General features: G+C 65.9%; 9 protein-coding genes. 4 read left to right on the top strand and 5 right to left on the bottom strand.

Annotation, left to right across the window (positions count from 1 at the left end; all coding sequences use genetic code 11):
• The first annotated feature begins 34 nt into the window (after window positions 1-34).
• Both uvrB and MKK62_RS23170 read left to right on the top strand, forming a co-directional pair.
• Window positions 35-2194 (top strand): excinuclease ABC subunit UvrB, encoded by a 2160-nt coding sequence (gene uvrB / locus MKK62_RS23175; protein ID WP_240263513.1) that lies wholly within the window; start codon window positions 35-37, stop codon window positions 2192-2194.
• Window positions 2194-3591, top strand: coding sequence for an MFS transporter (locus MKK62_RS23170; protein WP_434085114.1), 1398 nt, complete (start codon window positions 2194-2196; stop codon window positions 3589-3591). The genes uvrB and MKK62_RS23170 overlap by 1 nt, the downstream gene beginning before the upstream one ends.
• 13 nt (window positions 3592-3604) lie before the next feature.
• Here the strand turns inward: MKK62_RS23170 and MKK62_RS23165 are convergent, their stop codons facing one another.
• Together MKK62_RS23165 and MKK62_RS23160 are read right to left on the bottom strand one after the other, a co-directional pair.
• Entirely contained in the window at window positions 3605-4324 is a 720-nt protein-coding gene (locus MKK62_RS23165; protein ID WP_240263515.1) for an MgtC/SapB family protein, read from the bottom strand.
• A gap of 18 nt (window positions 4325-4342) precedes the next feature.
• A complete protein-coding gene (locus MKK62_RS23160) occupies window positions 4343-5905 on the bottom strand; it encodes a glycosyltransferase family 39 protein (RefSeq protein ID WP_240263516.1) in 1563 nt (520 codons plus the stop codon).
• 313 nt (window positions 5906-6218) lie between these two features.
• Here MKK62_RS23160 and MKK62_RS23155 point away from each other — a divergent pair, with 313 nt between their 5' ends.
• Window positions 6219-6659: a universal stress protein gene (locus MKK62_RS23155; RefSeq protein WP_240263517.1), complete on the top strand. Its 441-nt coding sequence runs from the start codon at window positions 6219-6221 to the stop codon at window positions 6657-6659.
• 24 nt (window positions 6660-6683) lie between these two features.
• Here MKK62_RS23155 and MKK62_RS23150 read toward each other — a convergent pair whose 3' ends face one another.
• Window positions 6684-8198: an Hsp70 family protein gene (locus MKK62_RS23150; protein WP_240263518.1), complete on the bottom strand. Its 1515-nt coding sequence runs from the start codon at window positions 8196-8198 to the stop codon at window positions 6684-6686.
• A 179-nt stretch (window positions 8199-8377) separates the two neighbouring features.
• Window positions 8378-9055, bottom strand: coding sequence for an MBL fold metallo-hydrolase (locus tag MKK62_RS23145; RefSeq protein ID WP_240263519.1), 678 nt, complete (start codon window positions 9053-9055; stop codon window positions 8378-8380).
• A 101-nt stretch (window positions 9056-9156) separates the two neighbouring features.
• On the opposite strand from MKK62_RS23145, the gene uvrA reads away from it, so the two are divergent.
• Window positions 9157-12075 (top strand): excinuclease ABC subunit UvrA, encoded by a 2919-nt coding sequence (uvrA, locus tag MKK62_RS23140; protein ID WP_240263520.1) that lies wholly within the window; start codon window positions 9157-9159, stop codon window positions 12073-12075.
• Here uvrA and MKK62_RS23135 read toward each other — a convergent pair.
• Window positions 12072-13229, bottom strand: a complete 1158-nt coding sequence (locus tag MKK62_RS23135) for a winged helix DNA-binding domain-containing protein (RefSeq protein ID WP_240263521.1) — start codon at window positions 13227-13229, stop codon at window positions 12072-12074. The genes uvrA and MKK62_RS23135 overlap by 4 nt on opposite strands.
• Between the last annotated feature and the right edge of the window lie 17 nt (window positions 13230-13246).

Genomic DNA, 13246 nt, shown 5'->3' with positions numbered 1-13246 from the left:
GCCGCATGTCGGTGGTGCGCTCTACCCTGGTGACATGGCGTTTGCTACCGAGCATCCCGTGCTTGCGCACTCCGAATACCGCCCCGTCGAAGACATGGTTCGGGCTGGCGGCCGCTTTGAAGTGGTCAGCCCGTACGAGCCTGCCGGTGACCAGCCGGCCGCCATCGACGAGCTGCAACGTCGCATCGAGGCGGGGGAGCGCGACGTCGTGCTGCTCGGTGCCACCGGTACCGGTAAGTCGGCCACCACGGCGTGGCTCATCGAGCGGCTGCAACGCCCGACGCTGGTGATGGCGCCAAACAAGACGCTGGCCGCGCAGTTGGCCAACGAGTTGCGAGAGATGTTGCCGCACAACGCTGTCGAATACTTCGTCTCGTACTACGACTACTACCAACCCGAGGCCTACATCGCGCAGACCGACACCTACATCGAAAAAGACAGCTCGATCAACGACGATGTCGAACGGTTGCGGCACTCCGCGACGTCGTCGCTGCTGTCGCGACGCGACGTCGTGGTGGTCGCATCGGTGTCCTGCATCTACGGCCTGGGCACGCCTCAGTCTTACCTGGACCGCTCGGTGGAGCTGAAGGTCGGCACCGAGGTGCCGCGCGACGGCCTGCTGCGGCTGCTGGTCGACGTGCAGTACACGCGCAACGACATGTCGTTTACCCGCGGCTCGTTCCGCGTCCGCGGTGACACCGTGGAGATCATCCCGTCGTATGAAGAGCTGGCGGTGCGCATCGAGTACTTCGGCGACGAGATCGAAGCACTGTACTACCTGCATCCGCTGACCGGTGATGTTGTGCGACAAGTCGATTCGCTGCGAATATTTCCTGCGACGCATTATGTGGCCGGCCCGGAACGCATGGCGCAGGCGATCTCGACCATCGAGCAGGAGCTCGAGGAACGGCTCGCCGAGCTCGAGGGCCAGGGCAAGCTACTCGAGGCCCAGCGCCTTCGGATGCGGACCAACTACGACATCGAGATGATGCGTCAGGTCGGGTTCTGCTCGGGCATCGAGAACTACTCGCGGCATATCGATGCGCGCGGACCCGGGTCGCCGCCGGCGACGCTGCTGGACTACTTCCCCGAAGACTTCCTGATGGTGATCGACGAGTCGCACGTCACGGTGCCGCAGATCGGCGGCATGTACGAGGGCGATATGTCCCGCAAGCGCAACCTGGTCGAGTACGGGTTCCGGCTCCCGTCGGCGTGTGACAACCGGCCGTTGACCTGGGAGGAGTTCGCCGACCGCATCGGTCAGACGGTGTACCTGTCGGCGACGCCGGGTCCCTACGAGCTCAGCCAAGCTGCCGGGGAGTTCGTCGAGCAGGTGATCCGACCGACCGGGCTGGTCGATCCCAAGGTCGTGGTGAAGCCCACCAAGGGACAGATCGACGACCTGATAGGCGAGATCCGCAAGCGTGCCGACGCCGACGAACGAATCCTGGTCACCACGCTGACCAAGAAGATGGCCGAAGACCTCACCGACTATCTGCTCGAGCTCGGCATCCGGGTGCGCTACCTGCACTCCGAGGTCGACACGCTGCGCCGCGTCGAGTTGCTGCGCCAACTGCGGCTGGGTGACTACGACGTGCTGATCGGTATCAACCTGCTCCGCGAGGGGTTGGACCTGCCCGAGGTGTCGCTGGTGGCGATCCTCGACGCGGACAAGGAAGGTTTCCTGCGCTCGTCGCGCAGCCTGATCCAGACCATCGGCCGCGCGGCCCGCAACGTGTCGGGTGAGGTGCACATGTACGCCGACTCGATGACCGACTCGATGAAGGAAGCCATCGACGAGACCGAGCGCCGCCGGGCCAAACAGATTGCCTACAACGAGGAGAACGGCATCGACCCGCAGCCGCTGCGCAAGAAGATCGCCGACATCCTCGATCAGGTGTATCGCGAGGCGGACGACACCGAGAATGTCGCGATCGGCGGGTCAGGTCGCAACTCGTCGCGGGGGAGGCGTGCCCAAGGTGAGCCGGGCCGGGCGGTCAGCGCCGGCGTCTTCGAGGGACGCGACACCACGAACATGCCGCGTGCCGAGTTGGCCGATCTGATCAAGGACCTCACCGAGCAGATGATGACCGCGGCCCGAGACCTGCAGTTCGAGCTGGCGGCCCGGTTCCGCGACGAGATCGCCGATCTGAAGAAAGAGCTGCGGGGGATGGACGCCGCCGGCCTGAAGTGATCAGCACACCGGCGGACGACAGCTGGCGCGCGCTACTGGGCCCCAGACATCTGGGTACGTCGACGCTGCTGGCCGGTGGGGTGGCGCTGTACGCCACCAACGAGTTCCTGACCGTCAGCCTGCTGCCGAGCGCGATCGCCGAAATCGGCGGCGAGCGCCTCTTCGCCTGGGTGACCACCCTCTACCTGGTCGGCTCGGTAGTGGCGGCCGCATCGGTCAACGCGATCTTGCTGCGACTCGGGGCGCGATGGTCGTTTCTTTGGGGGCTCGCGGTATTCGGGGCCGGCAGCCTCATCTGCGCGGCCGCTCCGGGGATGGGCGTGATGCTGGTCGGCCGGACGCTCCAAGGAGCGGCCGGCGGACTATTGGCTGGGCTGGGATATGCGCTCATTTCGACCACCCTGCCTCGAGCGCTATGGACCCGGGCGTCGGCGTTGGTGTCGGCGATGTGGGGGGTGGCCACCGTGATCGGCCCGGCCGCCGGCGGGCTGTTTGCCCAATTCGGTTTGTGGCGTTGGGCATTCGGCGCCATGGCGATCCTGTCCGTCGCGATGGCGGCGCTCGTCCCCCTGGTGTTGCCGGCCGGGCATACACGCCCCGATGAACGGTCAGCGGGGCTGAAGGTGCCGGTGTGGTCGGTGCTGCTGCTCAGCGGCGCGGCGTTGACGGTCAGCATCGCCCAGATTCCGACCGGCGTCGCACTGACCGTGATGCTGTTGGCGGCGAGCGCGATCCTGGTGGTCGTTTTCGTACTTGTGGACCGTCGGGCGGCGGTAAAAGTGCTGCCGCTGAGCATGTTTGGTCCCGGGCCGTTGAAGTGGATCTATCTGGCCTTGGCGGTGCTGATGGCCTCTGCCATGGTGGACATGTACGTTCCGCTGTTCGGGCAGCGCCTGGCGCATCTGGTGCCTGTGGTGGCCGGTTTTCTCGGCGCCGCGTTGGCAATCGGCTGGGCGGTCAGTGAATTCGTCAGCGCGTCGTTGAAGAGCGGCAAAGCCGTCAAGCGCTTGGTGGTCGCCGGCCCGCTGGTCGGTGCTGCCGGCTTTGTCTTGGCCGCCGTGACGCAGGCCGACCATGCGCCGGTGGGCCTCGTCGTTACCTGGGCGGCGGCGCTGACCGTCGCCGGAGCGGGGATGGGAGCGGGCTGGCCGCACCTGTCGGCGTGGGCGATGCAGTGCGCCGACGAGCGGGAAGGCGCCGCGGCGGGCGCGGCGATCAACACGATCGAGATGATCGCGGGGGCGTTCGGTGCCGGCCTGGCCGGCGTCGTGGTCAACAGCGCGGAAGGGGACCTGGTGATCGCCGCGCGCGCCTTATTTGCGGTGTTCGCGGTGGTGGGCCTGCTGGGCGCCATCGCCTCGCGCCGCGCGGCCCGCAATGTGGGCACACCGCCATGACTTCCGGGTAGACCTAGTCGGGATCTTCGTCGGCGCTCAGCACACCGGAAACGCCGTCGATCTCGGACAGGACCTGCGCGGCGTTGGTGATCTTGGCGCCTGACAGTGTCATCGACACCGTGACCTGGTCGCGGTCGATGTTGCCGTCGTCGGCGTCGAGCTCGGTGAGTTGCCAGTTCCGTTGGCCACAGGCGCGCAGGATCGCGCGAAGTACACCCCGGCCGTTGTCGTAGACGATCTGCAACCGGACCGTCCCTCGCAGCCGTGCGTTGAGTTGCCGCTCCACCGCGTTGAAGGCCAGCGCGCTGACAAAGTGCAACGCCACAACGGCGGCGGCCAGCAACAGCAGCCCGGCGCCCGCCGCCAGGCCGATGGCCGCGGATTCCCACACCGCCGCGGCTGTGGTGAGCCCGTGAATCGCGCCGCGGCGCGTGATGATGATCCCGGCGCCGAGAAACCCGATACCCGAGACCACCTGTGCCGCAACCCGAGACGGGTCGAGCACCAGGGTCTGCGCCGCCAACACATCGCCGAATCCGTACTTGCTGACCAGCATGATCAACGCCGACGACGTACCGACGATGGTCTGGGTCCGCAGCCCGGCGACTTTGCCCTGGATGGTGCGTTCCAAGCCGATGATCGCCGTCAATCCGAACGCGGCGAGCAGCTCCATGAGATGGCGGCCGTTCTGCACACTGCCGCCGAAGAGCGGGTCGGCAAGCCAGATCTCCATCCCCGTCAAGCTACGTGATCAACGTGTCGACTTGATGACCTCAGTTCGGTGAAACTGCCACCGCTCGACGATGTGGAAGCCCACGTTCTTCGGAACCTGGTACGCCGGCGCCCGGCTGAAGTCGCGTCCGGGCGGCAATGACGGCCCGGCCTGATGAAGTGGCAGCTTGGTGTCGTGCGTCGTGATAGTCCACAACGTCCTGCACTTGTACAGCCGGCCGACGATCAACCACACCGCGACATGACCGTCCCATAGAGTCTCTCGCTTCGGCGCAGGGACGCCTCGGCCGATGTCGACCAGCGGACGAAATGCGGCCGGCCGGGCGGCCAGCAGCGCACGGACCGGGCCGGGCAACCAGCCCACCGTGTTGTCGACGAGCAGGCAGTCACCTGCGGATGCGCGGGCGGAGATCAGGTCTGCGACGTCGCTATAGTCCCACCCCTCCTTGGCATAACGCTGCCGTTGAGAGAGAAGATAATTCGGTAACGCCGCGACGGCGAGGGCGACCAGCGCCAGCGCGATCCACCGCGGCCGTTGGCCAATGGCCACGATGCAGGTCGCGATCACGATCGCCATCGCCGGGGTGGTGAAGAACAGGTACCGCGGATAGTAGAACGGGTCGCTCAGCGCCGAATAAATCAGGCTGATCCCGGTGGGGACGACTATCCAGGCTGCGCAGATGATCAGCATGCGACGGGTGTCGCCGGCTGACTCCCAGCGGCCGGTGAGCCGAATCGCCAGCGCGACAACGAAAATCAACGCCGTCAGGACCGCGAACGGCACACTGTTGTCGAAGTACTGGTGCAGGAACACGTCGAGCATGGTGTGCCAGGTCAACGAGTGGATCCAGGCCACCTGGAAGCTCTGCCCGTGCGCGAACAGCATCAGCGGCGTCAGCGCTGCCACCGCCACGGCCGAGGTGATCGCCCACCAGACCACGACGGATCGTTGCCGCCGGAGCATCGGCGTGATGACCGCATAAGCCGGCACCAGCAACACCAGGTAGACGTTCAGCAATATCGAGACCATCAGGGCAAGCCCGTAAAGGACCCACAGCCGCCATTGATGACGGCGTATCGCAGTGATCAACAGCACGGTCAGCCATACGGCCGCGACCGCTTGCAGTGCATACGACCGTGCTTCGACAGCCGCCCAGGTCACGCGCGGCAGGATGGCAAACACGATGCCGGCGTAGATCGCGGTGCGCCGCGGCAGGAATTGCCTGGCCAGGACCACCACGCCGGCTGCCGCGAGGCCGACGGCCAGACAACTGGGCACCCGCGACCAGAATTCGGTCGCCGGGAAGAGGCAAAACCAGCCATGCATCAGCAGGTAGAACAGCCCGTGGACGGCGTCGATGTGGGTGAGCAGCTTCCACAGTTCGGGCACCGATCGGCTGGCCGAGGCCGAAATGGTTGCGCTCTCGTCGAACCACAGCGACGGACGGCTCGCAGCGACACCCCCGACGAGCGCGGTCAGCAACGCGATCGCGAGCGGGTCGGAGAACCTGCCCGCGCTCCGCGGGGGCGTGACGGGTACAAGGACCGCTTTGGTGGGTTCCTCGACTGTCGTTGCAACCATGATGTGTGTCACTGTAGGGCCACAGTGGTGAACCTGCTTACCCGTACTGCCTGCTCACGGAGCACTTTTCCTCATAGTTTGAACTTGCGCAACAAAAGCATAGCGTTATCCGAAAAACGAAAAGGGTTGCGCAACAACAAGATTTACGGTTGCGTGCAAGTGCCGTGATTGAGACGAAAGTCTCAGAACGCGCGCGCCGTAGTGCCGGTGGGCAATTGCGGGCCGAAATCGGTGTGTCCCCAATTCGGCCATCAGTCTGCGACGAAGCGTTACTGTCTTTGGTTGGCGTAGCAACCAACACCTGGGAGGGTAAATGAGCGCCTATCAGACCGTGGTGGTAGGAACCGACGGATCGGATTCGTCGCTTCGCGCGGTGGAGAAGGCAGGGAGCATCGCCGGGGCGGACGCGAAACTGATCGTTGCGACGGCGTATTTACCTCAGAACCAAGATGCTCGCGCCGCCGATCTGCTGAAGGACGAGAGCTACAAGGTGTCGGGCAGTGCCCCGATCTACGCCATCCTGCGCGAGGCCAAGGAGCGGGCCAGCGCCGCGGGGGCCAAGAACGTCGAAGAGCGGTCGATCGTCGGCGCCCCGGTGGACGCCCTGGTCGGGCTCGCCGAGGAGGTCGATGCCGACCTACTGGTGGTCGGCAACGTCGGCCTGAGCACCATCGCCGGCCGACTGCTGGGCTCGGTACCCGCCAACGTGTCGCGGCGCGCCAAGGTCGACGTGCTGATCGTCCACACGTCATAGCCATCACGCGTTCGCGCAGCGGGGCTATGCGCTGGCGAGGTCGCGGCGCTCCAACCGGAAGGTGCGGGTCAGCTGGTCCGGACGCGTGGTGAGGGTCACCTCGACCGTTCCACCGTCGGTGATGACGTAGCGCTCCTCGACGTCTGGGCCGTCATCGCGGCGGTATACCGGCCGGCGCGGCAGGTCGCCGTCGTCGCCCAGAGCCGGATCGAACGGAAAGAACACCGGATCGTATGGGGTTACGTCACCGTCGGGCCGGCCGTCTAGTAACCGGCTGCACTCGACGAAGCGGAAGTGACCGATGTTGTGCGCCGCGCGGTAGGTCCGGGTGACGACGATGGGTGGCTGCCCCGCCGTCGGCAGTTCGGCGCCTTTGGGCACGATCGGATCGAAGTACACCTCTTCGCCTGCCCGGGTTTCCCGGAAGACTCCGAAATGATGCGAAAGACGTTCGGAGAGCGCGAATCCGGCCTCTTTGTCGAGGAACGCGGCGAGTCCGATCGCCGTGGCGGCGAACGGATGCAGCGAGCGCTTGACGCGCTTCTCGTCGAACGCGGCGCGTAAGGCACGCGCGACCGGAGGAAAGCTGCCGGCACCACCCACCACATAGACCCCGGCAACCTCAGACCAGTCCACCTCGCTGCCTGCCCGGTCGCGCAACACGCGGGGAAGTATCGTAATTGTCTTGTCTACCAACGAATTACATGCCTTGTAGACGTCGTCGATTGGGCAGGTGAACGGGGGCTTGGCGGCCGCGGTGAGGTCGACGAGGAACCGGCGGGTGTTGGGGCTGACCGCCTCTTTCCGCGCGGCGCACTCCTCGCGCAATTGCTCGCGGACACCCGTCGGGAGCCGACGCAGACCGGCGCGGGCGCGCACCATCTTGAGGATGGCCTCGTCGAAGTCGTCACCACCGAGGCGCTGGATGCCTTCGCTGAATATGACTTCGTTGAGTCGCCCGGTCATCTTCAGCAGAGATGCGTCGAAGGTGCCGCCGCCGAGGTCATAGATCAGCACGTATTCCCGTTTGGCGGTGATCGTCGAGCGGTATCGGTGGGCGTACTCGAAGCCCGCCGCCGAGGGTTCGTTGAGCAACGCCACCACCTGGAAGCCGGCCTGCGCGAACGCATCCAGGGTCAAAAAGCGTTGTGAGCTGGACGCGTTGGCCGGCACACTGATCGCCGCCTCGACGCGCTCACCAGCCGCCAGGTCGGCGTTCGACCGATGGTGCAGATCGCTTTTCAGCTGGGCCAGAAATCCGGCGAACAGGTCGGCCAGTCGATGGGAGCGTCCCGCCAGTTCCACGGTCGTCCTGGGGCCGGCGTCGTTGAGCAGGCGCTTGAACGAACGCAGCACCGACCAGGCCGGGTCGTGCCGGACCGCGGCGGCAGCGGGGCCGAACCGCAGCTCTCCGGAGGCGTCGCCGGCGATCAGAGAGGGCCAGGAGTCGACTCCGTCGAACGACACCACGGGGTAGTTGCCCCGGTCGACGACCGCAACGACGGTGTGTGTTGTGCCGAAGTCGACGCCCACGCGCATCGGCTAAGCGTAGGCGCTGCACCGGGTTTCGCGGCGCAATTTACTCACCGCTTACGTACCGGTCAGGGTGCCGTCTGGTTCGGGAATCGGGGTTCAGAAGGACTGGAAGGTGCTGTCCAGCGGTAGGAAGTAGTCCGCAAAGTCGGTCCCGGCATCCAGGGTTGGAGGTCTCACGCGGTTTACCAGCCGCGTTCGCGCCACTCGGCGAGATGCGGCCGCTCAGCGCCGATCGTGGTGTCGTCTCCGTGGCCGGGATACACGACCGTGTCATCGTCGAATCGGTCGAACACCCGGGCGGTGACGTCGTCGAGCAGCTGATCGAAATCGCCAGGTTGCCAGGTCTTACCGACTCCTCCAGGAAACAGGCAGTCACCGGTGAACAGTTGAGTTACACCGCCAGTCGCAGGACCGTCGAGCGCCAGCGCAACCGATCCCGGGGTATGACCGCGCAGATGAATCACGTCGAAGGTCAGCTCGCCGACCTCGATGGTGTCGCCACCGGCCAGCAGGCGGTCCGGCGTGACCGGCAGGGGCTCGGCGTCGATCTCGTGTGCGGCCGTGGATGCTCCCGTCGCACCGGCGACGGCTTCCAGCGCCTGCCAATGGTCGAAGTGCTGATGGCTGGTCACGATCAGCGACACCTTGGGCGCGTGCTCGCGAATGAGTTCGATCAGGGCGTCCGCGTCGTTCGCCGCGTCGATGAGCAACGTTTCCCCGGTCGCGGAACAAGTCACCAGGTAGGCGTTGTTGTCCATCGGGCCGACCGACGTCTTCAGGATCGTCGCTCCCGGAAGAGTCCGGCGAGCGGCGCTGCCCGATTCGACATGGCCGGTGTAGTTCTCGTCGAGGACGGTCATACCCCTCACCGTACTGGCCGGACGCTGTTTGTCGGTGCGGGCACATAGCATGGGAGTGACTTGTCCGGGCGGCGCCCGGAAACGGCGCAGAGAGGGATTGCGTGGCTGATCGCCTTGTTGTCAAAGGTGCGCGAGAGCACAACTTACGCAGTGTCGATCTTGATTTGCCGCGCGACGCATTGATCGTCTTCACCGGCCTATCGGGCTCGGGAAAGTCTTCGCTGGCGTTCGACACGATCTTTGCCGAGGGGCAGCGGCGCTATGTCGAGTCGCTGTCGGCCTATGCGCGGCAATTCCTGGGGCAGATGGACAAGCCCGACGTCGACTTCATCGAGGGCCTGTCGCCGGCGGTGTCCATCGACCAGAAGTCGACCAACCGCAACCCACGGTCGACGGTGGGAACCATCACCGAGGTGTACGACTATCTACGTCTGCTGTACGCCCGAGCCGGCACGCCGCACTGCCCGGTGTGCGGCGAGCGTATCGCCCGGCAGACCCCGCAGCAGATCGTCGACCAGGTGCTGGTGATGCCGGAAGGCACCCGGTTCCAGGTGCTTGCTCCGGTGGTGCGGACGCGCAAGGGCGAATTCGCCGACCTGTTCGAGAAACTGAACGCGCAGGGCTACAGCCGGGTGCGGGTCGACGGCGTGGTGCATTCGCTGACCGATCCGCCCAAGCTGAAAAAGCAGGAGAAGCATGACATCGAGGTGGTCGTCGACCGCCTGACCGTCAAGGCCAGCGCCAAACAGCGGCTCACCGATTCGGTCGAGACTGCGCTCAATTTGGCCGACGGCATCGTGGTCTTGGAGTTCGTCGACGAAGAGCACGACGCGCACAACCGCGAACAGCGGTTCTCCGAGAAACTGGCCTGCCCCAACGGACACCCGCTGGCGGTCGACGACCTCGAGCCGCGGTCGTTCTCGTTCAACTCGCCCTACGGCGCCTGCCCGGAGTGCGCCGGTCTGGGCATTCGCAAAGAGGTCGACCCGGAACTCGTAGTGCCCGACCCAGACCGCACCCTGGCCGAGGGGGCGGTGGCACCCTGGTCGATGGGGCACACGGCGGAGTACTTCACCCGGATGCTGGCCAGCCTCGGCGAGGCGATGGGCTTCGACGTCGACACGCCGTGGCGCAAGCTTCCCGCCAAGGCGCGCAGGGCAATTCTCGAGGGCTGCGACGAACAGGTGCACGTCAAATACCGGAACCGGTATGGGCGCACCCGGTCCTACTACGCCGACTTCGAGGGCGTGCTGGCGTTTCTGGAGCGCAAGCTCGACCAGACCGAGTCTGAGCTGATGAAGGAGCGCTACGAGGGTTTCATGCGCGACGTCCCGTGTCCCGAGTGCCACGGAACGCGGCTCAAGCCGGAGATCCTGGCGGTCACCATGGCCGCCGGCAAGCATGGCGCCAAGTCGATCGCCGAGGTCTGCGAGCTGTCGATCTCGGACTGCGCCGAGTTCCTCAACGCGCTCACCCTGGGCACCCGGGAACAGGCGATCGCCGGCCAGGTGCTCAAGGAGATCCAGTCGCGGCTGGGCTTCCTCCTCGACGTCGGACTGGAATACCTGTCACTGTCGCGGGCGGCGGGCACCCTGTCCGGCGGCGAAGCGCAACGCATCCGACTGGCCACCCAGATCGGGTCCGGTCTGGTTGGCGTGCTGTACGTGCTCGACGAGCCGTCCATCGGGCTGCATCAGCGCGACAACCGTCGGCTCATCGAAACCCTCACGCGGCTGCGGAATTTGGGCAACACCCTGATCGTCGTCGAGCACGACGAGGACACCATCGCGCACGCCGACTGGGTGGTCGACATCGGTCCCGGAGCCGGCGAGCACGGCGGCCACATCGTGCACAGCGGCACCTACGCCGACCTGTTGACGAATAAGGAGTCGATCACCGGCGCCTTCCTGTCCGGCAAGGAACGCATTGCGGCGCCGTCGATTCGGCGTCCGGTGGACAGGAAGCGGCATCTCACGGTGGTCGGTGCCAACGAGCACAACCTGCGTGGCATCGACGTCACGTTCCCGCTCGGCGTGCTGACCTCGGTGACCGGCGTGTCGGGTTCCGGCAAGTCGACGTTGGTCAACGACATCCTTGCGGCGGTGCTGGCGAACCGGCTTAACGGCGCTCGTCATGTTCCGGGCCGGCACACCCGCGTCACCGGTCTTGACAACGTCGACAAGCTGGTCCGGGTCGACCAGTCGCCGATCGGCCGCACGCCGCGGTCCAACCCGGCGACCTACACCGGCGTCTTCGACAAGATTCGCACCTTGTTCGCGGCGACCACAGAGGCGAAGGTGCGCGGCTACCAGCCGGGCCGATTCTCGTTCAACGTCAAGGGCGGTCGCTGCGAAGCGTGCACCGGTGACGGCACGATCAAGATCGAGATGAACTTTCTGCCGGACGTGTACGTGCCCTGCGAGGTATGCAACGGCGCACGCTACAACCGCGAGACACTCGAGGTGCACTACAAGGGCAAGACGATCTCCGAGGTGCTCGACATGTCGATCGAGGAGGCCGCGGAGTTCTTCCAGCCGATCACCGGGATCCACCGCTACCTGCGTACCCTGGTCGACGTCGGGCTTGGCTACGTGCGCCTCGGCCAGCCCGCGCCGACCCTGTCCGGCGGTGAAGCGCAGCGGGTGAAGCTGGCGTCGGAATTGCAGAAGCGCTCCACGGGTCGCACCGTCTACATCCTCGACGAGCCGACCACCGGCTTGCACTTCGAAGACATCCGTAAGCTACTGGATGTCATCAACGGCCTTGTCGACAAAGGCAATACGGTGATCGTCATCGAGCACAACCTCGACGTCATCAAGACCTCGGACTGGGTCATCGACATGGGGCCGGAAGGCGGCGCCGGGGGCGGCACGATCGTCGCCGAAGGTACGCCAGAGGACGTGATGGCGGTCCCGGAGAGCTACACCGGCAAGTTCCTTGCCGAAGTGCTGACCGAGGCCAACAAGCCCGCGGCGCGCCCGCAGAAGCGAGCGACCAACCGCCGCAAGGTCAGCGCCTAGTCGGCGGCTTTCGACAACGGCGAGGGGAACCGCGGTTTGATCCGCACACCGTCGAGCCACGACGTCAGCTCAGCGGCTCGTCGCGTCAAGGCTCGTCGGCCGTCCCGGCCGGGGTCCTCGAGCAGTTGCACGTGCACCTGCGCGCCGTCGTCCTGATACCAGCCGCCGACCACGCGTCCGTTCCACCAGGCGGTGGGTCCGGCGTTGCCGTTGCGGTCAAAGACTTGACCGCGATGCCCGTTCAAGTACCAATCACGCTCGAACCAGCCCATCGTCGTGACATCGAGGCCGGGCAGTAGGGCCGCGACCGGTTCGGGGTCGGATTCGTCGTCCAGATCTTCGGCCAGTGCAAACCCCGGGCCTGAGCCCACGTCAACCTCCACAGCACCAATGGCGCCCAACGCTTTTCGGGTTGCGGTCAGCGTGGTACCGAACCACCATTTGACATCTTCGGCGGTGGCCGGGCCGAACGTCCGCAGCCAGCGCTGCAACAGGGCAGAGAATGGTTCGAGTGGCGCGGTGGCGAGCGCCAACCATTCCGCGGTCGACGCCCACCTGGGCCGTGACGTGGTCCAGCCGCCGTCGTTGGGGCCCCGCACGATCGCCCCGCGGGCCGAGAGCACAGTCAGAACGCGGGGCGCCACCGGAACATGACCGCCCCACGATTTTCCCGGCGCCGGATCGTAGGTCCCACCGATCTCGGGGAGGGCCGACCGCAGTTCGGTGCTCGTCAGCGGCCCGTGCTCAGCCAGGTGGTCCAGTACCGCCGAACATGCCTTCGTCAGCCAGCCTTCGCCATCCGTTGTGATGCCGGCCTTCTGCAGGTCGCCAACCAGCCGGCGATGCTCGTTGGCGGCGACCCGGTCGCTGGCCGCTGCCTGGATGACCGGCAGATCGCTGGCGGCCACCACCCACAATGTGCGCCGCATCGCCAGATGCCGGGCCACGGTTCGATTCTCGTACAGTTCGCGTTCGAGGTCAGAGGCGACGAAGCCTGGACACCGCGCCCACAACGACAGGAACGGCGTGGCGGGATCGGTGGCGTGCAGTCCGATCAGTTCGGCGGTCGCGTCTGGGATGACACGGTCGGCGAGCGACACGAACTGCCGCTCGACCAGCCGACGCCGGCGTTCCTCCGCGGTGAAGTGGCGCACCGTGCCCGAGCCGGAGG

This window comes from Mycobacterium paraterrae, assembly GCF_022430545.2.
Classification (GTDB): domain Bacteria; phylum Actinomycetota; class Actinomycetes; order Mycobacteriales; family Mycobacteriaceae; genus Mycobacterium; species Mycobacterium paraterrae.
This window is presented reverse-complemented; position numbering and strand designations above follow the sequence as displayed.

Bases quoted from the DNA above. Each gene is read 5' to 3' on its own strand.
- uvrB (WP_240263513.1), top strand. From the start codon at position 35: ATGGCGTTTGCTACCGAGCATCCCGTGCTTGCGCACTCCGAATACCGC.
- MKK62_RS23165 (WP_240263515.1), bottom strand. From the start codon at position 4,324: ATGGAGATCTGGCTTGCCGACCCGCTCTTCGGCGGCAGTGTGCAGAAC.
- MKK62_RS23160 (WP_240263516.1), bottom strand. From the start codon at position 5,905: ATGGTTGCAACGACAGTCGAGGAACCCACCAAAGCGGTCCTTGTACCC.
- MKK62_RS23155 (WP_240263517.1), top strand. From the start codon at position 6,219: ATGAGCGCCTATCAGACCGTGGTGGTAGGAACCGACGGATCGGATTCG.
- MKK62_RS23150 (WP_240263518.1), bottom strand. From the start codon at position 8,198: ATGCGCGTGGGCGTCGACTTCGGCACAACACACACCGTCGTTGCGGTC.
- MKK62_RS23145 (WP_240263519.1), bottom strand. From the start codon at position 9,055: ATGACCGTCCTCGACGAGAACTACACCGGCCATGTCGAATCGGGCAGC.